Annotated in this window: 18 protein-coding genes; 2 read left to right on the forward strand and 16 right to left on the reverse strand. The window is 65.9% G+C overall.

The window, feature by feature from the left end; translation table 11 throughout:
* Window positions 1-164 precede the first annotated feature (164 nt).
* The 16 genes from bioB to KLP42_RS20485 all read right to left on the reverse strand — a co-directional run bounded on the left by bioB (window position 165) and on the right by KLP42_RS20485 (window position 21630).
* The gene (gene bioB, locus KLP42_RS20410) at window positions 165-1289 is read right to left on the reverse strand and encodes a biotin synthase BioB (protein ID WP_252193126.1); all 1125 of its coding nucleotides are present in this window, start codon (window positions 1287-1289) and stop codon (window positions 165-167) included.
* Window positions 1286-1846 carry a biotin transporter BioY gene (locus KLP42_RS20415; protein ID WP_215568801.1) on the reverse strand — a complete coding sequence of 187 codons (561 nt, stop codon included), beginning with the start codon at window positions 1844-1846 and terminating at the stop codon, window positions 1286-1288. Before KLP42_RS20415 ends, bioB begins: the two co-directional genes overlap by 4 nt.
* Window positions 1847-2386: 540 nt before the next feature.
* Complete coding sequence (locus KLP42_RS20420; protein ID WP_215568802.1) at window positions 2387-3058, reverse strand: GntR family transcriptional regulator; 672 nt, start codon at window positions 3056-3058, stop codon at window positions 2387-2389.
* A 49-nt stretch (window positions 3059-3107) separates the two neighbouring features.
* Window positions 3108-3914 (reverse strand): ABC transporter permease, encoded by an 807-nt coding sequence (locus tag KLP42_RS20425; protein ID WP_215568803.1) that lies wholly within the window; start codon window positions 3912-3914, stop codon window positions 3108-3110.
* Complete coding sequence (locus tag KLP42_RS20430; RefSeq protein ID WP_215568804.1) at window positions 3911-4777, reverse strand: ABC transporter permease; 867 nt, start codon at window positions 4775-4777, stop codon at window positions 3911-3913. Before KLP42_RS20430 ends, KLP42_RS20425 begins: the two co-directional genes overlap by 4 nt.
* Window positions 4778-5353: 576 nt before the next feature.
* Window positions 5354-6529 carry an ABC transporter substrate-binding protein gene (locus tag KLP42_RS20435; RefSeq protein ID WP_215568805.1) on the reverse strand — a complete coding sequence of 392 codons (1176 nt, stop codon included), beginning with the start codon at window positions 6527-6529 and terminating at the stop codon, window positions 5354-5356.
* 59 nt (window positions 6530-6588) lie between these two features.
* Window positions 6589-7683, reverse strand: coding sequence for an ABC transporter ATP-binding protein (locus KLP42_RS20440; RefSeq protein ID WP_215568806.1), 1095 nt, complete (start codon window positions 7681-7683; stop codon window positions 6589-6591).
* A 3-nt stretch (window positions 7684-7686) separates the two neighbouring features.
* Window positions 7687-9759, reverse strand: coding sequence for a hydantoinase/oxoprolinase family protein (locus KLP42_RS20445; RefSeq protein ID WP_215568807.1), 2073 nt, complete (start codon window positions 9757-9759; stop codon window positions 7687-7689).
* The gene (locus KLP42_RS20450; protein ID WP_215568808.1) at window positions 9756-11447 is read right to left on the reverse strand and encodes a hydantoinase B/oxoprolinase family protein; all 1692 of its coding nucleotides are present in this window, start codon (window positions 11445-11447) and stop codon (window positions 9756-9758) included. The genes KLP42_RS20445 and KLP42_RS20450 overlap by 4 nt, the downstream gene beginning before the upstream one ends.
* 123 nt (window positions 11448-11570) lie before the next feature.
* A complete protein-coding gene (locus KLP42_RS20455) occupies window positions 11571-14261 on the reverse strand; it encodes a LuxR C-terminal-related transcriptional regulator (protein WP_215568809.1) in 2691 nt (896 codons plus the stop codon).
* 399 nt (window positions 14262-14660) lie between these two features.
* Entirely contained in the window at window positions 14661-15149 is a 489-nt protein-coding gene (locus KLP42_RS20460; RefSeq protein ID WP_215568810.1) for a hypothetical protein, read from the reverse strand.
* Window positions 15146-16300 (reverse strand): EAL domain-containing protein, encoded by a 1155-nt coding sequence (locus KLP42_RS20465; protein WP_215568811.1) that lies wholly within the window; start codon window positions 16298-16300, stop codon window positions 15146-15148. Before KLP42_RS20465 ends, KLP42_RS20460 begins: the two co-directional genes overlap by 4 nt.
* On the reverse strand, window positions 16297-16512 hold the full coding sequence (locus tag KLP42_RS20470; RefSeq protein WP_215568812.1) for a hypothetical protein: 216 nt from the start codon (window positions 16510-16512) through the stop codon (window positions 16297-16299). The genes KLP42_RS20465 and KLP42_RS20470 overlap by 4 nt, the downstream gene beginning before the upstream one ends.
* A 1179-nt stretch (window positions 16513-17691) precedes the next feature.
* Window positions 17692-18675 (reverse strand): glycoside hydrolase family 25 protein, encoded by a 984-nt coding sequence (locus KLP42_RS20475; RefSeq protein WP_502941330.1) that lies wholly within the window; start codon window positions 18673-18675, stop codon window positions 17692-17694.
* 507 nt (window positions 18676-19182) lie between these two features.
* Window positions 19183-20568, reverse strand: coding sequence for an amidase (locus tag KLP42_RS20480; RefSeq protein WP_215568816.1), 1386 nt, complete (start codon window positions 20566-20568; stop codon window positions 19183-19185).
* Between the two features lie 300 nt (window positions 20569-20868).
* Entirely contained in the window at window positions 20869-21630 is a 762-nt protein-coding gene (locus KLP42_RS20485) for an IclR family transcriptional regulator (RefSeq protein ID WP_215568818.1), read from the reverse strand.
* A gap of 144 nt (window positions 21631-21774) precedes the next feature.
* Here KLP42_RS20485 and KLP42_RS20490 point away from each other — a divergent pair, with 144 nt between their 5' ends.
* Window positions 21775-22497, forward strand: coding sequence for a 3-oxoacid CoA-transferase subunit A (locus tag KLP42_RS20490; RefSeq protein WP_215568820.1), 723 nt, complete (start codon window positions 21775-21777; stop codon window positions 22495-22497).
* Window positions 22494-23192: a 3-oxoacid CoA-transferase subunit B gene (locus KLP42_RS20495; protein WP_215568822.1), complete on the forward strand. Its 699-nt coding sequence runs from the start codon at window positions 22494-22496 to the stop codon at window positions 23190-23192. The genes KLP42_RS20490 and KLP42_RS20495 overlap by 4 nt, the downstream gene beginning before the upstream one ends.
* The last annotated feature ends 1 nt before the right edge of the window (window position 23193 follow it).

Raw genomic sequence — 23193 nt, forward strand, 5'->3', positions numbered from 1 at the left:
CCGATGCGGGGGCGCCGGGCTTACCGCCCGGCTCTTCATCGGCAGAGGTCATAGTGGCCGCTGTTGTCAGCCGCGTAACAGGCCTTTCCGTCCTGTTTCCATTTTTGTCATCTGGGCGTCATGGTTTGCCACCGGAGCGCGAGGCTCCGGTGGCCCCTCGATTTTCAGGGGGAAATACCGGCAGTCGCAAAACGCATGCCGAGCCGCTGCATCAGGTCCGCATCGCGGGCCCGTTCCGGATTGCCCGTGGTCAGCAGCACATCGCCGGTAAAGATCGAATTGGCGCCGGCAAGGAAGGCAAGCGCCTGCAGTTCGTCGCTCATCGCGTGGCGGCCGGCCGAAAGCCGCACGACGCTCGCCGGCATCAGGATCCGGGCAAGCGCCACCAGCCGCACGAAGGCGATCGGCTCGACGGGTTTCGCCTTGTCCATCACCGGCGTGCCGGCAATCTCGTTCCACATGTTGAGCGGCACGCTTTCCGGATGCGGATCAAGCCCGGCAAGGATCACCAGCATGGCGATGCGATCCTCCACCGTCTCGCCCATGCCGACAATTCCGCCGGTGCAGAGCTTGATGCCGCCGCGCCGAACCTCTGCCAGCGTCTCCAGCCGATCGTCCATCGTGCGGGTGGTGACGATCTGCGAATAGAAGTCGCGCGAAGTATCGATATTATGGTTGTAGTAGTCGAGGCCCGCCTCCCCCAGCCGCGCCACCTGCCCGGGGCTCAGCATGCCGAGCGTGACGCAGGTTTCGAGGCCGAGATCGCGCACGCCCTCGATCATGGCGCAGACGCTGTCGAGATCGCGATCCTTCGGCGAGCGCCAGGCAGCGCCCATGCAGAAGCGGGTGGCGCCGGCCGCCTTGGCGCGGCGGGCCTCCTCAAGAACCCGCTGCACCGCCATCAGCTTCGTCGCCTTCACGCCCGTCTTGTGATGCGCGCTCTGCGAACAGTAGCCGCAATCCTCCGGGCAGCCGCCGGTCTTGATGGAGAGCAGCGTGGCGGTTTCGATCACCGTCGGGTCGAAATGGGCGCGATGGATGGTCTGGGCGCGAAACAGCAGCTCCGGAAACGGCAGGTCATAAAGGGCGCGGGCCTCCGCCTCGCTCCAGTCGAAGCGCAGGCCGTGCTGTGGGGCGTGCTGCCGATCACAGGGCGCAGCGGTGCCGGATGCGGCCCCGGCCGCCGCGTGGGCCGACATCGGGGCGGCGGCGGTCGCAGCCTCCGTCCCGGCCAGCGGCGGGGTGGTCCGGCGAAGCGCCGGACCGGTTGCCATGGACGCCGCGCTCATCGGCTCGCCGTCCCGCCGAGCCGATGCCAGGGCAGCGTCGCCCCTGCCGCCACCAGCGCCACCTTCACCAGATCGGCCGGCAGGAAGGGGAAGAGACCGGCGGACAGCACCTGACCGGCGGGCACGAACTGCGCCAGCCAGGCAAGGCCGAGCGCATAGATGACGGCAAGGCCGGAGAGCATCGCGCCGATGCGGCCGAGCGTGCCACGCCCTTGCGCCAGCCAGGCGGTCAAGCCGGCGCCGAGCAGATAGCCGGCCAGATAGCCGCCCGTCGGCCCCATCATGTAGGCGATGCCGATGCCGCGCTCCGGCGTGCCGGAAAACACCGGCAATCCCGCCGCCCCGGCCGCCAGATAGGCGGCAAGCGTCGCCATTGCCAGCCGTGGCCCGGCGGCCACCGCAATCGCCATCACCGCCAGCGTGTGGAGCGTCATCGGCACCGGCCAGAACGGAATCTGCAGCTTGGCCGCCAGCGTGATCAGCGCGGCACCGGCCACGGCAAGCGCGGCCTGACGAGACAGGGTGCGCCAGTACGGCGCGGGAGTGGATTGCAACATGGGTCACCTCGTAAATTATAGATAATTCTGCAGTGCAGGGCGAGGATTCCAGATGTGAGGGAGAGTCGCAAGGACATTTTATAGATAATTTCAGAAATCAGACAAAGTACGGGAAGACGGCGGCGGGAGGCAGGCCTGCGCACGTGCCGGGCGGATGTGCGGCGAGCAGGAAATTTGGGTGAGAGATGATGGCGGCGGCGGGAGAGCGCGCTGGAAAGGATAACGGCCCGCTCGGTGGGTGCATCCCCCTCATCCGCCCTTCGGGCACCTTCTCCCCGAGGGGAGAAGGGAGGGAGGATACCGCTCGCTACATTCCCTTAAGCGCTTCTTTTTCAACAGTATTGTATGGTGACAGCCATTCGAACCGCTGTGACTCCAGGGTGGCAAGGCCGCCACACATCCCTTCTCCCCTACGGGGAGAAGGTGCCGGCAGGCGGATGAGGGGGCGGCACCCGAAACCGATCAGGACTGCCGGAGCCAAACCTGCAGGCAGCACGACCAAGGCTCACCTCTACCAAATCCAAAATTATCTATAAAATCTCAGCCGATGATCGCAAAGGCATCCCGCGTCGCGCCGCCGGCGGTGGCAACCGGGCGGCGGCCGATCCACTGGACGTGGCGGGAAAGGATGGTGCAGGCCGTCTCGACCTGGCCCTGGCGCAGCGCGGAGAGGATCGCCTGATGGTCGTGATCGGTCTGGGCTTCCCAGTTGGAACGCCAGGCGGCGAACAGGAAGCGGGCGCTTGCCTGATGCAGGTCGTCGATGGAAGCCAGCAGACGCGGCATGCCGCAGGGGGTGATGATCAGCCGGTGGAAGCGGCGGTTCGCCTCCTCCCAGCTGCGCACGTCGCGCGAGGCATCGCCGGCGCGGGTCGCCTCCTCGGCGGCATCGAGAATGGCGGGCGTCAGGTGGGGTGCGGCGTGCTTCAGCGCCAGCACTTCCAGCGCGGCGCGCATTTCCGCCACTTCCTTGACCTCGGAGAGCTGGAAGGAGGCAACGCGCACGCCGCGGCGCGGCTCGCTGACGGCAAGTCCCTGCGCCTCCAGGCGGCGAAAAGCCTCGCGCACCGGCACGTGGCTCGCCCCGAATTCCTCGGCGATGTGATCCTGCCGCAGGCGCGTGCCGGGCGCGATCACGCCCGCGACGATCCGGTCGGCGAGTGTGCGGCTGATGCGAACCGCCAGCGTCTCTTCTTTCTTTGCAGCGCTCATGGCGCCTTGATAGGCCGCGCGCGGCCGCTTGTCGATTGGGCAAACCACCTCATTCGGCAGGCCCGGCGCGGCGGCGCAGCAGTGCCGGCCCCGCCACCAGCGCCACACAGAGCACGGAGACAAGGAAGATCGCCCCGGACATGGCATAGATCGTCGGCGAGGCCCCGGCATTCATCTTGCCGAACAGCACCACCGGCAGCGTGTTCTGCCGCCCGGCCAGATAGAAGGCGCGGGTAAACTCGTTGAGCGACAGCAGGAAGGCGAAGATGAAGGCGCTGACGAGGCCGGGGCGGATCAGCGGCAGGGTGATGTCGAGGAACTGGCGCAGCCGCCCGGCGCCGAGATCGGCCGCCGCCATCAGATAGCTGCGCTTGACCACCGACAGGCTGGTCAGGATGACGATGAAGGCAAAGGGCAACGCCCAGAGCAGGTGCCCGCCGATCACCGTCAGCATCGAGGCCTTGATGCCGGCGCGCTGGAACACCGCCGAGAGCGCCAGACCCTGGATGACGCCCGGCACGAACATCGGCAGAAGCACGGTGAGGAACCAGGCCGTGCGGCGCTGGTGCAGTTCCATATGCGCGAGCGCGGCGAAAAGCGCGAGCAGCGTCGCCAGAATGGCCGTCACCAGCGCAATCAGCAGCGACTGTTCGAGCGCTGCAACGAGTTGCGTCTCGCCCGACAGCGCCAGATACCATTTGACGGTGAGATCGGCGAGATGCGGCAGGCCGGGCTGCAGCGCCGGATTGAAGGAAACGCCGAGCAGATAGAGCGGCGGCGCGTAGATGACGATCAGGCCGAGCGCCGTGATCGTCCAGATCGCCAGCCGCGACAGGGTACCTTCCGCCTGCATCATGCGCCGCCCTCCCCGAACAGGCGGGCAAGGCCGAAGCGCGCATTGCCGGCCAGCACCAGCCCGAAGATGACGACGAGCACCACGGTGGAAATGGCAAAGGCCAGCGGATAATTGGCAACCCGCATCACGTCGTTGATCATCACGGTCACGATGCTGGCGCCGGCGCCGCCCAGCATCTGCACCTCGGTGGAAGAACCGGCCACCATCACGAAAACGAAAAGGAAACCGGCAAACAGGCCGGGAAAGGTCAGCGGCACAAGCACGGTGCGCAGCATGGTCCAGAAACCGGCGCCGAGATCGCGCGCCGCCTGCATCGTCACCGGATCGACGCGGCGCATCGAAAGAATGAGCGGAAAGGTGGCAAACGGCAGATAGGAGGCGACAAGGCCGATGACCACGGCGAAATCGGAAAACAGCAGCCAGTCGAGCGGTTTGGCGATCAGCCCCGCCTCGATCAGCAGCGTGTTGATGACGCCCGTGCGCCCCAGCACCAGCCGCCAGGAAAAGGAGCGGATCAGATAGGAGGTGAAGAAGGGGATGGTCATCAGCGCCAGCAGCACCAGCGACAGCCGCCGCCCGGCGAGAAAATGCACCGCATAGGCCGTCGGCCAGCCGATCAGCAGGCAGAGAAGCGCGGTGACAAGGGCTTTCGCAAGCGTGGACAGGATCACCGTCCAGCGCCCGGCATCAAGGATCGCCACATAGGCGGCAAGGCTCATGTCCGGCCGTATCCAGTAGGTCACCGGATCCCAGGACCAGAAGCTCCACACCACCACCACCATCAGCGGCACGAAACCAAGCGCCAGAATCGCCAGAAGCGGCAGGGCGGCAAGGCCGAGCGCGGGAAGGAGGCTTCGGTTCATGGGCGGCAAACCTTGCGGGCTGGAGGCGGATCGGGGCGGTTCATGGCGTGGCTTCCGGAGAGCGCTCTTGGCGCGAGGGGCTTTGGCGGGCAAGGGCTGGCGCGACGACGAAACCGGGCACGACTAGACGTCGCTTCGCGACGAACCTCCTCCGCCCTGCCGGATAGGTTTCCCCCTCTCGCACACCCCCACCGGTCGTCATCCTCGGGCTTGACCCGAGGATCCAGGGCCGCCACCATCGGGTCATTGCAGTGGCATCCGACGACACGGACAGTAATTCATCATCTCTGCTCGTGGGCTTGACGGTGGATCCTCGGGTCAAGCCCGAGGATGACGACGGAGAGGTTCTGACCGCAAAACAAGAGCCGCCACGCACCGGGAAGCCGTGAGGAAGCGCTGCCGCCTGCCGATCTCCCCCTTGTGGCCGGGCTTGAAGGAAGGGCAGAGACGCGCGGCTCTGCCCGGCAATCCGGCAGGACAGAGGAGGTGCCACGCGGCAGAACCCCTCGTCCATGATCACCCGTGCAAGGCGGCATCGGGAGGTTCTCCGCCCCTTGGCGAAGGCCCCGCAACCCCTCACGCGTTGCGCAGCTTCTGCCACCATTCCTCATACATCTGGAAATTGTCCGGCCGGCAATTCTGCCAGTAGACCTTGCCGCCGAACTTGGCCTTCACGTGGTTGCCGAGCGCCTCGACCGCCTCCGGCTTGTAGGCCGAGGGATTCTTGCGGGCATAGGCCACGTTGTTGTCGGTCGGCACCAGATAGCCGCGCAGCTGGCCGAGTTCGCAGCCGTAGAAGCCGGCCAGCAGGCCGTTGACAAAGGCATGCGCTGCATCGGTCACGCCGCGCTCGCCGGCACCCTTCAGAAGCACGGTGTTGTTGCCCCAGCCCTCGTAACCTTCGACGGGAGCGGCATATTCCACCTGCAGACCGCGCTTGCGGCCCTCGTAGACGATCGGCTCCCAGCCGGTCATGGCGTCGACTTCCTCGTTCGCCACCAGCTGCACGCCCTGTTCCCAGCCGTTCCAGAAGGTGCGGAACTGGCCGTCCTTCTTGTGCTTGATGAGGAATTCCATCACGAGGCCGAGTTCGGATTCGGAGAGGTTGCCCGGATCCTTGATCGGCTGGTTTTCCGATTCCTTCAGATACATGGCGGTGAAGATCGCGCTGTTGATCCAGGCGTCTTCCATGGCGACGCGGCCCTTCAGCTTCTTGTCGAAGATCACGCCGTAGCTGTCGACCTTGCCGAGCTTGTCGGGGCGGTAGATGATCGAGTCGGCATTGACGACGGTCGGAATGCCGTATTGCTTGCCCTCGTGGCGCAGATACGGAATGTCCTTGGCCCACTGCCACACGCTCTCGTAATTCGGGATCTTCGACAGGTCCCAGGGAATGATGGCGCCCTGGCGGGCCAGTTCCTTCTCGGCGCCGCCCTGGAAGCCGCCGACATCGAAGAGATCATTGGCATTGCCGGCCACGAGGCGGGCAATGACCGGGCCGACATCGTTGCCGTTGTCGGTGAATTCCGGCATCACGCCCGTCTGCTTTGCAAATTCCTGCCATTTGTCGGCAATGTCGAGCGTTGCAGTGGCCCAGAAGGCGACGCTGCCGGTGCCGGCCGCGCGTGCCGCGGGCGCTGCGAGGCCGGAAAGCGTCGCAGCGGCCGTGCCGGCCCCCATCAGCTTCAGGAGATCGCGCCGCCCCAGATTGCTGACCAGCGCCGAAGAGGGTGTTTTCAAAATGTCTCTCATGTCATTCCCCTTTTTTATCAACCAAGGATCAGGGGCATGGCGCCCCCGGCAATGAAAGGTCACGCGGCGGCAGGAAGCCCCGCATTGGAAATCAGCATGGCGCCACCCGGCTTCAGCCCCACCGAAACGAGATCGCCCGGAGCCGGAACCGGCTGGTCAGCCTCCAGCGACACGACCACCCGCTGCCCGTCGGCAAAGGCAAGCGTCACATCGTGATGGAGACCGCGATAGCGGGTTTCCACCACCTTGAGGCGCAAGGCAAGCGCATTTTTCAACTCGATTTCAGAATGTGGGTGAAGAAGCAGCCGGTCCGGTCGCAGGGCAACGACGCTCTCCGCCGGCTCCGCGGGTCCGCCGATCCGGACCGGCACTTTCTCACCCGCAATCAGGGCATGGGTTGCATCGCCCTCGCGGATAACACCCTGATGCGTCAGCAGCGTGTCGATGCCGACGAAGCGCGCCACGAAGGCATTGGCCGGCGCCTCGAAGAAGCGCGCCGGGGCGTCGATCTGCTCCAGCCGGCCGCGATGCATCACGGCCATGCGGTCGGAAAGGCTGAGTGCCTCGTCCTGGTTATGCGTCACCAGAATGAAGGTGGCGCCGGTGCGCTTGTGCAGCCGGCCGAATTCGTCGCGCATCTGCTGGCGAAGCCGCTCGTCAAGGCCGGTCAGCGGCTCGTCGAGCAGCAGGATGCCGGGCTCCATGACGAGCGCGCGGGCAAGCGCGACGCGCTGCCGCTGGCCGCCGGAAAGAAGGTTCACGTCCCGCGGCCCGAACCCGCCCAGTTCCACCATTTCGAGGGCGGAATCAATGCGGGCGGAAAGGGCTGCACCGCGCAGGCCCTTCAGCCGCAGCCCGTAGCCCACGTTTTCCGCCACCGTCATGTGCGGAAAGAGGCCGAGGCTCTGGAACACGGTGTTGACCGGACGGCGATTGGCCGGAATGCCCGCCATGTCGCGCCCGTCAAAGGCAATGCGCCCGCCGGTCGGCGCATCGAAGCCGCCGATCAGCTTGAGCAGCGTGCTCTTGCCGCAGCCGGACGAGCCGAGAAGGGTGAAGAACTCGCCGGCCCGGATCTCCAGCGAGACGTCGTCCACGGCCCGGACGGGGCCGAAAGCGCGCGTGACGGTCTCGATCTGGATCGATATGGCCATGGATCAGTGTTCTCCACCCTGTGCGTCGCCGGTCTCGCGGATGATCATGATGCCCTCCGGCGTCAGATCGAGTTGCTGGCCCCTCAGCACCAGAGTTGTGGCGGTAGATTCCTCCACAATCAATGGGCCATTGAGTGTCATCCCCTGCGTCAGTCGGCCGCGCTCCCAGACCGGGCAGGAGACCCAGCCATCCAGCCCGCCAAAATAGACGTTCCTGTGGCTGGCGGGGCGTGCATCGGCGGCATCCGGCGCCGGCTTCTGCTTCGGCACGGCAATCACCGGCCCGCTCAGCACCGCTTCCAGATGCAGCATGGTAATCTCGATCGCCGAATGCGGCAGGCGGAAGGAATAGGCCTTCTCATGCGCGGCGTGGAAGCGCTCGGCAAAGGCTTCCATGCTTTCGCCCTTCTCGTGCAGGGTGAAGACGCCATGCTCCTGGCCCCGGTAGCGCGCCTCGATGCGGTGGGTGAAGCGGATCTCGGCCTGGTCGCCCTTGGCGAAATAATCGATGGCCTCGCGCTCCAGCCCGGCAAGGCGGCTGTCGGCACCGGAGAGCGCCCCGGCATCGAGGGCGGAAAACCAGCTGGCGCGGAAATCGGCGCGCGGTTCGGCCGCCAGCATGCCCCAGGCGGAAAAGATGCCGGGATGCAGCGGCACCACGGTGGATTTCACCTTCAGTTCGCGCCCCAGGCTTGCGGCAAGCGCCGGGCCCGCGCCGCCGCTGATCACGAAGGCCGCATCGCGCGGATCGTGGCCGCGCTGCACGGTGACGAGCTTCAGCGCATTGATCATGTTGGCATGGGCGATCTCGATGATCGACAACGCCGCATCCTCGATGCTCACCCCGAGCGGCTCGGCAACCGTGGCGATCGCCGCACGCGCCTTCTCCACGTCAAGCGTCATGGTGCCGCCGGCAAAGGTGGCGGGATCGAAGACACCGATCGTCACCAGCGCATCCGACATGGTCGGCTTTTCGCCGCCGCGACCGTAGCAGGCGGGGCCGGGCATGGAGCCCGCGCTTTCCGGGCCGACGGTCAGCGCACCGCGCTCGTCGATGCGGGCGATCGAACCGCCGCCGGAGCCGATCTCGACAATGTCCACCACCGGCACCTGCACGGCATAGCCGGGATTGATGCGGCTGCGCTCCAGCCGGTATTCGGCATCCAGCGTCGGGCGGCTGTCATGGATCAGCGAGCATTTGGCGGTGGTTCCGCCGACATCGAGCGACAGCACCTCGGTTTCACCGATCAGTGCGCCGATGCGGGCTGCCCCCGCCACGCCGCCGGCGGGCCCGGATTCCACAAGCGTCAGCGGGCTCTTCACCACCTGGTCGAAGGTGGCAATCCCGCCATTCGACTGCATGGCGTAATAGGGACAGGTCAGTTCCTGGTCGGCCAGCGATTCTTCCAGCCTCTCGAAGTAATACTGGATGATCGGCTGCACATAGGCATTCATGACAACGGTATTGGAGCGCTCGTATTCGCGCCACTGGCGCGACACTTCGTGGCTGGCGCAGATGGTGGCAAAGGGCAGCGCATCGGCAAGAATGTCGGCGCAGAGCGCCTCATGCTCCGGATTGGCATAGCTGTGCAGGAAGAGGATGGCGACCGCATCCACCTCCTCCTTCATGCAGGCGGCGATGATCGGCTTCAGGTCGTCGAGTTCCATCGGCGCCACCACCCGGCCCCTGGCATCGATGCGCTCGCGCACCTCGAAGCGCAGGTTGCGCGGCACGAAGGGTTCCGGGCTGTGGAACTGCAGATTGTAGAGATCCGGGCGATTGCCGCGGCCGATCTCCAGCACGTCGCGGAAGCCGGCGGTGGTGACGAGCGCGGTGCGCACGCCCTTGCGCTCGGTGATTGCGTTGATGACGGTCGTGCCGCCATGGGCGAAAAAGGTCACGTCGCGGCGGCGCAGGCCATCCTTGCGTTCGGCCATGGCAATGGCATCGAGCACGCCGAGCGACTGGTCATCGACCGTCGTCAGGCTTTTGGCCGTAAACACCTCGCCGGTGCGTTCATCATAGCCGACGAGATCGGTAAAGGTTCCGCCGACATCGGTTGCAAGCCTGATCATGGGGTCTCTCCCTGATAGCCGTAGATGTGCCGTGCCGCCGCCTCGGTCAGCAGGCCATGGGTGATATCGCGTTTCACAAGATCGGTTTCGCGCTCGGCCGGCGGTCCCCAGCCGCCGCCGCCGCCGGTGACGATGCGCACCACGTCGCCCTGCGTCAGCGGAATATGCGGCTCGCGGGCGAGATGGCGCGGGTCGGAGCCATTGGCGGGCAGGATCTCCAGCCGGTTCGGCGATCCGTCGGCGCCGCCATCGATGCCCCAGGGCGCGGTCTCGGTGCGGCCGAAGCTGCAATAGGCCGACGCGGTTTCGCCCAGAATCTCGTATTCGCGGATGATGCCGAAGCCGCCGCGCCGGCGCCCCGCGCCGACCCCGCCCTCGACGTTCAGCGCATAGCGGCGCACCCGCACCGGAAAGCGCGCCTCGATGGCTTCCACCGAATAGTTGTAGGTGTCGCCATCGGTCAGCGCGATCAGCGCATTGGCGCCGTCGCGCGCCTGGCTTGCGCCCCAGCCGCCATGCTGCGGCTCGATATGGATGAAGGGCTGGCCGGCCTCGTCCGTGCCGGAGATATAGACGACACAGAGGCTGGAATAGGAGCCGGCGGAAAACCGCGACGGCATCAGCGGCGCCAGCGCCTTCCACACCAGTTCGGAGGCATGCACCGAGCCTTCGTAATACCAGCCGGTCGGCGCCGGCTTTTCGGCGGTAAACAGCGTGCCGGGCGGCGCAATTACCGTCAGCGGCCGGAACCAGCCCTCATTGGAGGGCGCCTGCGGGCCAACCAGCGCCTTGACAATGGTGCGCACCGCCGATTGAAGCGCGCCGCGCGCGCAGTTGATCGGCCCGGCCACCGAAGGCGGGCAGCCGGTGAAATCGGCGGTAATGCTGTCGCCGGCAATCGTTACCGAAACCCGGACCGGGATCGGGTCTGCGCTCACGCCATCGCCGTCGATCACGTCCTCGGCGCTGTAGGTGCCATCCGGCAGGGCGGCGATTGCCGCGCGGCTCAGCCTCTCGCTGGCGGCCAGCAGGTTTTCGAAGGCATTGCCAAGCGTTTCCGCCCCGTATTTGCCGGCGATCTCGCCGATGCGGCGCGCCGCCACCCGCACGGTCGCCATCTGCGCGGTGAGGTCGCCGAGCGCAATCTCCGGCAGGCGAACGTTTTCGCGGATGATCGCCAGAATATCGTCGCAGAAGCGGTCGCCACGGGCAATCCGGACACCCGGCAGGCGCAACCCCTCCTGGAAGACGGAGGTGGCATTCGGCGCGAGACTTCCCGGCACGGAGCCGCCGACATCGAGATAATGCGCCACGTTGATGGCATGGGCGAGAAGCCGCCCCTCGTAAAAGATCGGCTTGACCACGGCAAAGTCGCAGGCATGCGTGCCGCCGGCGTAAGGGTCATTGGTGAGCAGCACGTCGCCCTCGGCAAGATCGGCGCCGAAGCGGGCGAGAAGGCCCTTCACCTGCGTGCCGAAGGTGCCGGTAAACAGCGTGATGCCGTTCATCTGCGCCACCAGCTCGCCCTCGGCGGTCAGCACCCCGCAGGCAAAGTCCAGCACCTCGTAGATCACCGGGCTCATGCTGGTGCGGGCCATGACGATGCCCATCTCGTCCACGGTCGCGAGCAGCTTGCCCTCGATGATCTCCTGCGTCACGGGATCGACATAACCGCCGGTTGCCAGCATGCTTCGCCTGCCCTTTGCCTTTTCTGCACGGCAGGGATGCTAAGGCGCAATGGCATGGCGTGAACAGCCTGCCAAAAGGGTAGGCCATCCCTCCACCCGCCCCACCCGTTCGGGTGGGTTGCATCAGCGGCGCAGCACACCTTTTTCCCGCGCCGTGGTGACGGCGGCGGTGCGGGTGCTGACATTCAGCTTGGTGAAGATGTTGCGCAGGTGGAACTTGATCGTATTGTCGCTGAGATCGAGTCTGCGGCCGATTTCCTTGTTGCTGAGGCCGGCGGAAAGCAGTTCCAGCACGCCACGCTCGCGATCGGTCAGCGCCCCGCCGGGAATGGCGATTTCCGACAGGGTCGCATCGAGCGGCCGGCGCGGCGCCGCGCAGTGCCTCAGGCACTGGTCCAGCCTCTGACGGGCAATCATCGGGAAGGCGGCATCGGCAGACAGCGCGCGCAGAAGATCCAGGAAGGCCTCGCCCTCCACGCTGAGCACGGCCGGATAATCGGCAAGCGGCGCCGTCATCATCAGATCGCAAAGCGCCGTCGCCGCCTCCGCCTGCCGCCCCTCGGCGGCGAGAAGGCGGATGCCGACCAGCGACAGTTCCACGCCGCGCAGCAGATGCGGCTTCTGCTGCTGGTGGGTCTGCAGCCAGTCCAGACATTCGCGGGCTCGCTGAGGCTGGCCCTGCGCCAGATAGAGCCGTGTCCACAAAAGCGCTGGCGTGGTGCCGCGCAGGTGGATCGGCAGGGCGTTCAACCGCTCCGACTGGATGAAGACGCGGCCAAAACCGGTGCCTTCGGCGGTGCGGGCCGCCTGTTCCACATCGCCGGTGCATAGAAGCAGCATGCAGCGCTCGCCATCCACCAGCCGGATCAGCCGCTCGAAGCCGCGCCGCTTGGCGGCCGCCCGCACGCGGTCGATGGAGGCATGCGCGCCCACCGCATCGCGGCTGAGCCGCAGCACGCGCTGCTGGGCCATGAAGCCGGCGGCCAGCAGGTCGAACCAGGTATCGTGCCGCTCCAGATGCGGCAGCGCCCAGGCCAGCCGCTCGGCCGCCGCCGCGAGATCGCCACGCATCGAGACCAGTTCGGCCTTCAGCACCTGGCCGACGGCATCGAGATCGCTGCCGGCGCCGATATTGCTCTGCGCCTCCTCGATCAGCCGGTCATAGGCCTCTTCCGCCTCGGCCGCATCGCCGCCGAAGAAGGCCGCCTGCCCGACATGGGTGTAGAGATGCATGGCGCCGAAATCCGCGCCGCCATCGCGGAAGGTGCGGATGGCCAGCTGGCCGTAATGGCGCGCCCGCTCCAGATCGCTGCGGATCAGGAAATTGTAGGAGAGCATGTTGAGCGCCAGCGCCCGGTGGATCAGCTCCAGCCCCTCCTGGCGCATCAGATCGTCTTCCAGCGCCGCAAGATCGGCGGCGCTGGCGAAATGGTCGAAATAGAGCGACAGCAGCACCTTCACCACGCGCAGATCCGCGGCATAGGCGGGCGAACTGCCGACCGCGCGCTCGGCAATCGCCAGATAATGGTTGGCCGCCTCCAGCTGCCCCGCCTTCGCGCTGACGACAGAAAGACCGAGGGTCGTCAGCGGAAAGCGCTCCAGATCGATCTCGCAGGCGTGGGCGCTGATGTTCTGGAACAGCATGGTGCCGCCACGCGTGGTGGCATAGACGCGCCGCCAGCCGCCGGCCGTTTCGACGATGCGGGCGGCAAGATCGGCGCTGCCGGCCCACAGCGCATGCCGCACCGCCTGGTCGCAATCGCCCTGCCGCTCGTACCAGCGCGCCGCGCGGCGCAGCGGCGAAAGCGTGTCATAGCCGCGCCGCTCGGCCATCTGCTTCAGGAAGGTGTTGAACACCGGGTGGGAGCGCATGAAGCCCCCCTGCCCGGCCAGATGCGTGATCGGCAGCGCATGCTGGCCCAGCCGTTCCATCACCGCCGCCACATCCGGCTCGTCAATGATAGCGGTAACCAGCTCCCGGCTGCAAGCCGGCAGCGCGGCCGTCTGCAGCAGGAAGTGCTGGATATCGCCGGGCAGCTGCTGGAACACCTGCTCGGAGAGATAATTGCCCATCTCGACATTGCTGCCGTCGAAGGAGGACAGCACCGCTTCCGCCTGCGGCTGTTCGCTGACCAGCAGGCGCACCATCTGCAGCGCCACCGCCCAGCCTTCGGTGCGCCGGTTCAGCTCCTCCACCTGGGCGGGCGTCAGGCCCAGGCTGCGTTCGGCAAAGAATTCCTGGGCCTCGTCGCTGGAAAAGCCTAGATCGGCCACCGTGATCTGCTTCAGCTCGCCATGCAGGCGCAGTTGCGACAGCGGAAAGCGCGGCGGGCTGCGCGAGATCAGCACCAGCTTCAGGTGATCAAGGCTGCGATCGGCGAGGATCTTGGCCATCAGCGCCTCGGTGGCGTCGTTCTGCGCCAGATGATAATCGTCCAGGAACAGCACCAGCGGCCGGGTGATGCGCTTGAGGCGTGTCGCGAGAATGGCAAGCATCGAGGCGACCGGCAGGCTGCTGGCATCGAGCCCGCGGCTATCCTCCGGCAGCACCTGTTCCAGCGCCTCCAGCAGGGTCAGCAGGAACTGCTGCTGGTCGGCATGCTCCTGGTCGAGCGCCACCCAGAGGCAGGCAATCCCCTTGGCCGAGAGCGCCTCATACCACTGCTGGCCAAGCGAGGTCTTGCCATAGCCGGCCGAGGCCACCACGGTCGTCAGACGGCGCGGGCCGGACCGCTGCAACATCTGCAGCAGACCGCGCCGCCGGATTGGCCTGTGGCCGCTGATCGGTGGTGCGAAACGGTTTTCATCGCTCATGGCGACAGCTTGCGGCGTGCGATGGCAAATGGCAAGTTGGCCAGACGCGCGAAATGCAGGTAACACCATGCAAACCCTGAAGAACTCATGGGTTTTCGCGACCGAAATCCACGATTGTTTCGCACGATCGTGATGCCTTCCACAGCATCGGCTGCGGCAAGCACCGCCTGCGACCGGTAATTGCCGGCAAAATTACCGGAAAAATACCGGAAATTTCACCCGGACGCCAAACCGATCCGACAGCACAGGCAGGGCAGAAGCCCCCCCAACCTGACGCAGGCGCGAGGCCGGCCATGGCTGCCTGACGGATGCAATATGGCCCCCCCGAGCATGGCGGCGATCCGGACGCCCCCGCGTCAGACGAACGCGGCAACGGCGCACTCGCCCGGGCGGCAATGTTCAGCGGCGGCGCGGAAGCGGTCGCTGCACGTGGCGGCCTGCGCCCTGCGCGTCGGATTTCTGGGTCTGGGCGCAATAGACGGCAAGGCCGCCAAGGGCAGCGGCGCCCGAAATCGCCCCGGCCGTTGCGATATCGCCGGCCATGGCGAAACCGAAGGCGGCGCCGATGACGGTGGCTGCCGCGACGGTGGCAAACAGCATCTGCAGGAACAGCGGCGGCAAGGCGCCGCTGCGCCGCACGACCGGTGCGGCATGTACGCCATAACGGGCATAGCGGCCCGCCACATGCTCGCGATATCGGTCCTGATCGGTCTCGCGGCGTGTGGCAAACAGATCACGCCCGACAAAGGCAAACACCGCCCAGAGGACGAGGCTGCCGCACACGATGGTTTCCAGCGCCAGCTGATACTGACCGGTGACCACGGCGGCAACGAATGCGACCTCGAAGACGGCCGCGACAAGAAGAAGCACGGCCGCTGGGCTTTTCATCGGGCGGCCCCTGCCCGGGCCAGAACCCGTCGGGGTTCCATGCGCGGCTCAAGCGGCGGCAGGCGCCGTTCCAGCGGCGCGGCATTGATATGCGGCCGGCCGAACAGGAAACCCTGCACCCATTCGGCGCCGGCAGCCCTGGCACCCGCCAGGTCGACATCGCATTCCACCGCGCCGACCACCACCTGGTCAGCCACATGGCGGGCGAGCGAAATCAGATGGCCGAGCAGCTGCGGCGCATCGGAACCGCGGGTGCGGATGCGGCCGGCATCGATCTTGATGATGTTGAAACGCGTATGGCGCGCATAGCCGATCGAGCTGAAGCCCGTGCCGAAATCATCAAGCGCCACGCGGCAGCCGGCCTGCTGCACATGCCCGACGAAATCGATGACCGTCTCGAAGCTGTAGGGGCGGCCCGTTTCGGAAATTTCGATCACCAGCCGGTGGCCGATACCCGCATCGCTGAGGATGCGCGGGAAGGTGACGCGCCACCACAGATCGACGGAGGCGGACAGGACCGACATGTTGCAGCCGAGCACGGCATCCGGACGGCGGCGCAGCTCCTCGATCACCGCTTCGGCGATCTTGCGATCGAAGACGCGGGTGAGGCCGAGACGCTCCAGCGCCGGACCATAGACGGCAGGCATCACAACGCGGCCGTCCTCGTCGCTGAGGCGCACGACGCATTCGCTGTAGAGAACATCGCTCTCGTCGCCGGCGCGGCAGACGGGCTGCTCCACCAGCGCGAAGCGGGCATTGAACAGCGCATCATAGGCAAGCGCGGCGGCGCTCATGTCGATGCGGTAATCCTGCGCGCTGTTCTGCGAGGCGGTGCGGCGCTCGGCGGCAAGGTCCGGAAGGGTGGTGGCATGGCTGAGCGCCACGACGATGCGGTTGTTGCCCACCGCGATCGGCAGGCTCGCGACGCTGCAGATCGCTTCGTCGACGCGCGACCAGATGGGCATGCCATCGGCGAAATCGAAGGGCGAGGCGGCAAGGCCCCAGGGTTCGACGGCGAAAGGCACGTGCAGCGCACGCTCCATCCGGCGCGACACCTCGGCCAGCACGCGGGCGGCAACACCTTCACCGAAATGCGAGGAGATGTCGTCGAGATTGTCAATGACAATGAAAACAGAACCGGACGCGTTCATGAAGAGCGGCTCCAGCTGATCATGTAGACGCTGCCGGACACGCCACCGGCATAGCAAACAGCGCCGTTTACTTCATTGGCGAACGGTCTGAAGACGCCGTTCAACGTACCAGAGAAGTTGACCGCTTTCCGGTCCGAGTAGGGCTTGTGCCGAAACATTGCACTTTCACCATACCCCGGATCACAGCCATCATAGCTGATCTCACCCTGCATCAAGGGATCCTTTTCCGTCGGTGATTTCAATCAGGAAACTGTTAGATTTCCAATCCTTTTTGCGTCAGCAGATCAATCAAAAAACCTGACTATTTTGTACAAGACCGCGTCGTTTATTGTCAATGGTCGCAACTATATTCGCAAGGCAGTATCTGAACAAAAAATCGACGTTGAACACTCCATGGGCAATGCAAAGGCAAGTCCAAATCCTGCCGACAAAGCAGAAACTCCGCCCCGTTCGGCAAGAACCGGCCTGTCGCGCACCGGTTCCTCGGACTTTTCTATACCGTAACTCCTTCAGGAATCGTTAACAGATCCTTTGCAGGCCTATCGCGCACTAATTTAGAATTATTCAATAGGGTCAATGCGTTCGCAACGACACACTTATTCGGAACTGGCGGCGGTCTACAGCATCGGAATCCGATTGAAAAGCCATTTTTGCGGCGATTGGCGAGGGCCGGGACGGGAAGGACCATATGGATCGCTCCGATGCGCGCGCAGGACGTGGCCTATACCTTGGCGCGGCGACTCTGTCCTCGACGCGCCCTGCCCGAAACAGAGTCTCGCCGGAGAATTACTTGGCGGCGATATCAGTAAACGCAAAGTAAATCCACGCAGCCGCTGCCGACACAGCGAATGAAGGCAGGAATGGCAGCCTCTCCTGACTCTGGCGAAGCGGGCACAAGACAATAGAAAGCGGTCTTCGGACCAAAATGAGACGCTAATGCGGCGAGAGTTGAATCGGGATGGGACGTTTCGTCAGCCGGGGGCAGCGGGCCTGCGACAGGCTGCGGGTAGTCTGTCCATTTTGGCACGATGAATAGCCTGCTATCCGAGCCGAACCGGTGCGACATGCAGGGCGCCGGACAGAGGTGGCGAAAGGCCGCAATACACGTTGCAGTGGTTGTCACGACAACGAGGCCGGATCTGCCTCCGCGATGCATCCGACGCCTGCGGACATTAAAAATTCGCGCTTTGCGCGATTTTCCGCAGGGTAATGCAGGCACTGCGGGCATTTTGCGCAAAGGGAATTGCGGTGATTCGTCCGCCTCGAATCACCGCCGTCCTCGTGGACTGGGCGAATCATGGCAGGCGAAGCTTGCACGAAGCTGTCATGCGCGTGCCGGCGGCCCGGAAACCGGGGCGGCCATGGCATGTGCCGACGCGACGGCGCGGCCGTCAGCCGGAGCGGCCATTGCCCACCCAGCGATGCCATTCCTCCTCCGACCCGCGGAACACGTTGAGGTCGATCTTGCCGTCGACACCCTGCGACAGGCCGGAGCCGGAATATTGCCAGAACAGCCAGTTGCGGCCCGGATAGACCTTGGAGGGATGCGCCGCCACCGAGCGCAGCCAGAAGTGATGGTTCGGGAAGGCGCCGCGCAGATGGTCCTCGTAGAAGTCCGGGGCGGTGTAGATGATCGGCCGCTTGCCGTAATGGCGCTCCAGCCGGTCCATGAACACCTGCATCTTTTCGCGCACCAGCGCGGTGCTGAGCCGGCGCTTGCAGGCGGAGTCGCCATTATATTCGACATCGATCACCGGCGGCAGCGCGGACGGATCGCGCGGCACGTTGCGGATGAACCATTCCGCCTGCTCGCTTGCCACGCGGCACCAGTAGAAGAAGTGATAGGCGCCGCGCTTGATGCCGGCCGCATGCGCGCCGCGCCAGTTGTCGCGGAACATCGGATCCAGGTGATCGCCGCCATCGGTCGCCTTGATGTAGGCAAAGTTGGCGCCCTGGGTGCGCAGCGTCGGCCAGTCGATCTCGCCCTGCCAGCGCGAAACGTCCACGCCGTGCACGGCATGATTGCGGGGCGAGGCGCGACCGAAATTGATCGGCTTGGCATCCTTGAAGCGGTGGCGATAGATCCTTTCGCGCACGATGGCCGGCTGGGCCGGAACCGAGGGCACGGCAAAGGCGACCGGCCGTTCCAGAGGCACCGGCATGCCTGTGGCCGGCACCCCGCCCTGGAATGCGCGCGGCTGCGGCACGGCACCCGCCCAGGCCAGCGCATCCGGATGCTGCGAGGCATCCGCCACCTCCACCGGCCGGGCCGGCCGGTTCATGTCGCCGGCGGGTCCGGTCAGCTCGCCTTCAACCTGTGCAAAGCCCGGCGTGGAGATTGCCTGCGGAAGTCGCCCCTTCTTTGCCTGTGCCATCTGTGCGGCGGCCTGCGGCATCGCCGCCGGCGGCAGCGGCGCGGCCACCGAAGGCCCCTCCCCCACCGAAGCGACGGGGGCCGGCGGCGTCATCGCGGCAATGGCGCCGGTCGTCTCGTCGGAGGGACCGATCGACAGCACGTCTTCGGTGCCGCTGGCGCGGCATCCGCCGATCACGAGGCAGGCGAGCAGGATGGACGAAAGGGCAGAAAGACGCATGGGACCCAGAACTCTTTACGCGCGTGTCTCGCCGCGACGCGATCCCGCATGGATCGCCCGCGGCAAATGCTAACAGAGTTTTACCGTAAAATGCTGAATGCAATCTTTACACCGCGGCGACGCGGCCACCTGCCGCAGCCCTTTACGGCGGGGAACAGAGGGGCCCCTCCCCTGCCGCGGCGACGGCGCGGTGGCAGCGCACCACAGAAGAGGCCCCTTCCCTCTTCCCGCGCCCGGGAGCCGCCGCCCCACCTTTATCCGCTCCCGTCCCGTCGTCCGGGCGGCGCCTCAGCGCTGCCCGTCGGCAAGCACCGCCTCGATGGCAAGGCCCGCGGCAAGGATGGCGCGGTCCTGCATCGGCAGGCCCGCCACCATCAGGCCGACCGGAGCTTCGCCCGGCGCTTGGCAGGGCAGCGACAGGCCGCAGCCATCAAGGAAGTTGATGAGGGTCGAATTGCGCAGAACCAGACCGTTGGCGGCGAAGAAGGCGGCATCATCGGCGAGTAGCGGCGCGATTTCCGGCGCAATCACCGGCACGGTCGGCAGGATCACCGCATCGTATCCGCCAAGGCGGCGCATCACCCGCGCCTGCCAGTCGGCGCGCGCGGCAAGCGCCTCCAGGTAATCGGCGGCCGAAAGTTCGCGCCCGCGCAGGATGCGCGCCCTGACCCGCGGATCATAGGTATCGCCAGCCTTTTCCAGCAGTTCTCGGTGCCAGAAATAGGCCTCCGGCGCGACCAGACCGCCGCGGCCATAGATGCCGGCCACTTCGGAAAATTCCGGCACCTCGATCTCGGCGAGGATGGCGCCGGCCGCAGCAAGGCGCGACAGCGTGCGGGCAAAGACGGCACTGACCGTCGCGTCCATGGCGTCCAGCACGACGGTCTGCGGCACGGCAAGACGGAGCCCGCGGATCGGCAGCGGTGCCGGCACCCCCTGCCCTTCGCCGGAAATCACCGCGTCGATCAGCGCGCAGCAGGCGACGCTGCGCGCCAGCGGCCCGATCGAATCGAGCGAGGTGGAGAGCGGCACCACGCCCGCCGTCGAGACGCGCCGCGCCGTCGGCTTGAAGCCCGTCAGGCCGCACAGCGCAGACGGAATGCGGATCGAACCACCCGTATCGGTGCCGATCGCGGCAATCGCCATGCCATCCGTCACGGAGACGGCGGCACCCGAGGAAGAGCCGCCCGGCACGCGGCCGGTGGCACGGTCGAAGGGGTTCTTCGGCGTGCCGTAATGCGGATTGATGCCGATGCCGGAAAAGGCGAACTCACTCATATTGGTGGTGCCGGTGATGACCGCGCCCGCCGCGATCAGCCGCTGCACGACCGGCGCATCGGCAGCAGCCGGCGGATGGTCTTTCAGCGCCACGGACCCCGCCAGCGTCGTTTCGCCGGCCAGATCGAACAGATCCTTCACCGAGATCGGCAGGCCCTCCAGCGCTGACCGCACATGGCCGCCCGCGCGGATGGCATCGGAGGCCTCCGCCAGTTTCCGGGCACGCTGATCGTTGCGCCGGACATGGACCCGCGCGCCCTCCCCTTCCGGATCGTTGATCCGCGCCAGCGCCGCCTCCGTCAGCTGCCGGGCCGTGACAAGCCCCTCCTTCAGCGCCGCGGCGGCGGATTCGACGGTGGCGGAATGATCGGAAAAGGCGGGTGAGGACGATGTCATGAGCGGCAACCGGATTGCGGGATGAAGGGGCCGCCATCCTTGAATGTTTCGGCGCGGCGCGCAAGGTGGCAGAGCGTGGCAGCGGTCATGGATCCTCGGGTCAAGCCCGAGGATCCATGACCTCACCCGAAAGCGGCGAGGCACGACGGGCAAACGCCCGGCGTCTGCCCAGCCTCGATGGGGAGAAAGCGAACCCAGGAGCAACAAGGAGAGCCCGTTGACCCTCCATCACCCCGCCGGTGCACCCGTCAACGAATCAGTTGACAGCTGTCAACAGACAGAGTCCTGCCGTGAGTCGCCTCATCCCTGCCTGAGCAGCGGGCGCAGTTGCCGGGCGGCGGCCTGAAGGGCGGGGAGGTACTGTTCGGCCATGCGCGCGGCGGGCACCTGGGCAGCCGGCGCGCCGATGTTGAGAGCGGCCACCACCCTGCCTCGCGCATCGGCAAGCGGCACGGCGATGGAACAGAGGCCGAGTTCCAGCTCCTGATCGATCACTGCATAACCCGCCGCCCGCACCCGCGCCAGCTCTGCCATCACCGCTTCGGGGTCGGTTCGGGTATGCGGCGTATAGGCCTTCAGCGGGCCGGGGCCGATCAGCGCGCGCGCCTCGGCCTCGGGGAGCGCCGCCAGCAGCACGCGGCCCATGGAGGCGCAGGCCGCGGGCAGGCGGCTGCCGGGCATCAGGTTGATCGACATCACCCGGCGCTGCGAGGCACGCGCCACATAGACGATCTCCGCCCCGTCCAGCACACTGACCGAGGCACTCTGGCCGACCGCCTCCGACACCTGGTCCAGAAACGGCTGCACGATGTGTGGCAAGGGCGTGGCGGAGAGATAGGCATGGCCAAGCCGCAGGATGCGGGGCGTCAGCGTGAAGAATTTCCCGTCGTAATCGGCATAGCCGAGTTCGGCGAGCGTCAGCAGGCAGCGGCGGGCGGTGGCGCGATCAAGCCCCGTCAGCTTTGCCACATCGGAAATGGAGAGCCGCGGCTCCGCCTCGCCGAAGGCCTCGATGACGCGCAGCCCCTTGGCCAGGCCGCCGATGAAATCCGTCTCGCGCATGGCTGCCGCTCCCTGCCTCCGCCGTCTGGCCGGAACTTTGTGCGATATATGAACAAAAGTCAAATAACGCACAAAAAAGTTGACGGCTGGCAACTCGAAGGCGCTAACTGCCGCCACCTCGAATGTCCCTGGGAGAGAGACAGAATGGACAAGACCATTGCCAGCGTGGCAGAGGCCGTCTCCGCCATCCATGACGGCGCAACCGTCATGATCGGCGGCTTCGGCGGCTCCGGCGCACCCATCGAACTCATCCACGCGCTGATCGACCGGTTCCTTGCCACCGGCAGCCCGAAGAACCTCACCGTCATCAACAACAATGCCGGCAACGGGCGCATCGGCATCGCCGCCATGATCGATGCCGGCATGGTCAGGAAGATGGTATGCTCCTTCCCGCGCTCGTCCGATCCGCGCGCCTTCACCGACAAATATCTGGCCGGCGAAATCGAGCTGGAACTGGTGCCGCAGGGCACGCTTGCCGAGCGGATCCGCGCCGGCGGCGCCGGCATCCCCGCCTTCTACACGCCGACCGGCTATGGCACGGAACTGGCCGAGGGCAAGGTGATCGCCGAATTCGATGGCCGCGCCTATGTGCAGGAGCGCTGGCTGAAGGCCGATTTCGCCATCGTCAAGGGACAGCTCGGCGACACTTACGGCAACCTGACTTACAACAAGGCCGGCCGCAACTTCAATCCGCTGATGTGCATGGCGGCTGCCACCACCATTGCCCAGGTGTCGAAGATCGTCCCGGCCGGCGGCATCGATCCGGAACAGGTCATCACCCCCGGCATCTTCGTCAATGGCGTCGTCGAAGTCGAAAACCCGCAACAGGAAGAAGTGCTCATCCGAGCCGGAGTGGCCCACGTATGACCGACACGACGATCAACACCCGCGAGGACATCAAGCTCTCCAACGCCCAGATCGCCTGGCGCGCCGCGCAGGACATCGAGGACGGCGCCTATGTGAACCTCGGCATCGGCTTTCCGGAAATGGTGGCCCGCTTCCAGCCGCCCGGCCGACAGGCGATCTTCCACACCGAAAACGGCATCCTGAATTTCGGCGAGGCGCCGCCCGCCGGCGAGGAGGACTGGGACCTGATCAATGCCGGCAAGAAGGCGGTGACGCTGAAGCCGGGCGCCGCCTTCTTCCACCATGCCGACAGTTTTGCCATGGTGCGTGGCGGCCATCTCGATGTGGCGATCCTCGGCGCCTATCAGGTGGCGGAAAACGGCGACCTCGCCAACTGGCGCGTCGGCTCCAAGGGCGTTCCGGCCGTCGGTGGCGCGATGGATCTGGTGCATGGCGCCAAGCAGGTCTTCGTCATCACCGAACATGTCACCAAGGATGGCAAGCCGAAGCTGGTGGAGAAATGCACATTCCCGCTGACCGGCGTCGGCTGCATCACCCGCGTCTATACCAGCCATGCGGTCATCGATATCCGCGAGCGCCGTTTCGTGGTGCGTGAAAAGCTAGCCGCCATGAGCATGGACGAATTGCAGGCGATGACCGGCGCTCCCCTTCACACCGATGGACCGGTGGCCGATCTCACCGTGCCGGCCGTCTGAG

Source organism: Rhizobium sp. CSW-27, from assembly GCF_018760785.1.
Classification (GTDB): Bacteria; Pseudomonadota; Alphaproteobacteria; order Rhizobiales; family Rhizobiaceae; genus Neorhizobium.

What these genes read in the sequence shown, in the direction of transcription:
- bioB (WP_252193126.1), bottom strand. Translation starts at nt 1,289, where the DNA reads ATGAGCGCGGCGTCCATGGCAACCGGTCCGGCGCTTCGCCGGACCACC.
- KLP42_RS20415 (WP_215568801.1), bottom strand. Translation starts at nt 1,846, where the DNA reads ATGTTGCAATCCACTCCCGCGCCGTACTGGCGCACCCTGTCTCGTCAG.
- KLP42_RS20420 (WP_215568802.1), bottom strand. Translation starts at nt 3,058, where the DNA reads ATGAGCGCTGCAAAGAAAGAAGAGACGCTGGCGGTTCGCATCAGCCGC.
- KLP42_RS20425 (WP_215568803.1), bottom strand. Translation starts at nt 3,914, where the DNA reads ATGATGCAGGCGGAAGGTACCCTGTCGCGGCTGGCGATCTGGACGATC.
- KLP42_RS20430 (WP_215568804.1), bottom strand. Translation starts at nt 4,777, where the DNA reads ATGAACCGAAGCCTCCTTCCCGCGCTCGGCCTTGCCGCCCTGCCGCTT.
- KLP42_RS20435 (WP_215568805.1), bottom strand. Translation starts at nt 6,529, where the DNA reads ATGAGAGACATTTTGAAAACACCCTCTTCGGCGCTGGTCAGCAATCTG.
- KLP42_RS20440 (WP_215568806.1), bottom strand. Translation starts at nt 7,683, where the DNA reads ATGGCCATATCGATCCAGATCGAGACCGTCACGCGCGCTTTCGGCCCC.
- KLP42_RS20445 (WP_215568807.1), bottom strand. Translation starts at nt 9,759, where the DNA reads ATGATCAGGCTTGCAACCGATGTCGGCGGAACCTTTACCGATCTCGTC.
- KLP42_RS20450 (WP_215568808.1), bottom strand. Translation starts at nt 11,447, where the DNA reads ATGCTGGCAACCGGCGGTTATGTCGATCCCGTGACGCAGGAGATCATC.
- KLP42_RS20455 (WP_215568809.1), bottom strand. Translation starts at nt 14,261, where the DNA reads ATGAGCGATGAAAACCGTTTCGCACCACCGATCAGCGGCCACAGGCCA.
- KLP42_RS20460 (WP_215568810.1), bottom strand. Translation starts at nt 15,149, where the DNA reads ATGAAAAGCCCAGCGGCCGTGCTTCTTCTTGTCGCGGCCGTCTTCGAG.
- KLP42_RS20465 (WP_215568811.1), bottom strand. Translation starts at nt 16,300, where the DNA reads ATGAACGCGTCCGGTTCTGTTTTCATTGTCATTGACAATCTCGACGAC.
- KLP42_RS20470 (WP_215568812.1), bottom strand. Translation starts at nt 16,512, where the DNA reads ATGCAGGGTGAGATCAGCTATGATGGCTGTGATCCGGGGTATGGTGAA.
- KLP42_RS20475 (WP_502941330.1), bottom strand. Translation starts at nt 18,675, where the DNA reads ATGGCACAGGCAAAGAAGGGGCGACTTCCGCAGGCAATCTCCACGCCG.
- KLP42_RS20480 (WP_215568816.1), bottom strand. Translation starts at nt 20,568, where the DNA reads ATGACATCGTCCTCACCCGCCTTTTCCGATCATTCCGCCACCGTCGAA.
- KLP42_RS20485 (WP_215568818.1), bottom strand. Translation starts at nt 21,630, where the DNA reads ATGCGCGAGACGGATTTCATCGGCGGCCTGGCCAAGGGGCTGCGCGTC.
- KLP42_RS20490 (WP_215568820.1), top strand. Translation starts at nt 21,775, where the DNA reads ATGGACAAGACCATTGCCAGCGTGGCAGAGGCCGTCTCCGCCATCCAT.
- KLP42_RS20495 (WP_215568822.1), top strand. Translation starts at nt 22,494, where the DNA reads ATGACCGACACGACGATCAACACCCGCGAGGACATCAAGCTCTCCAAC.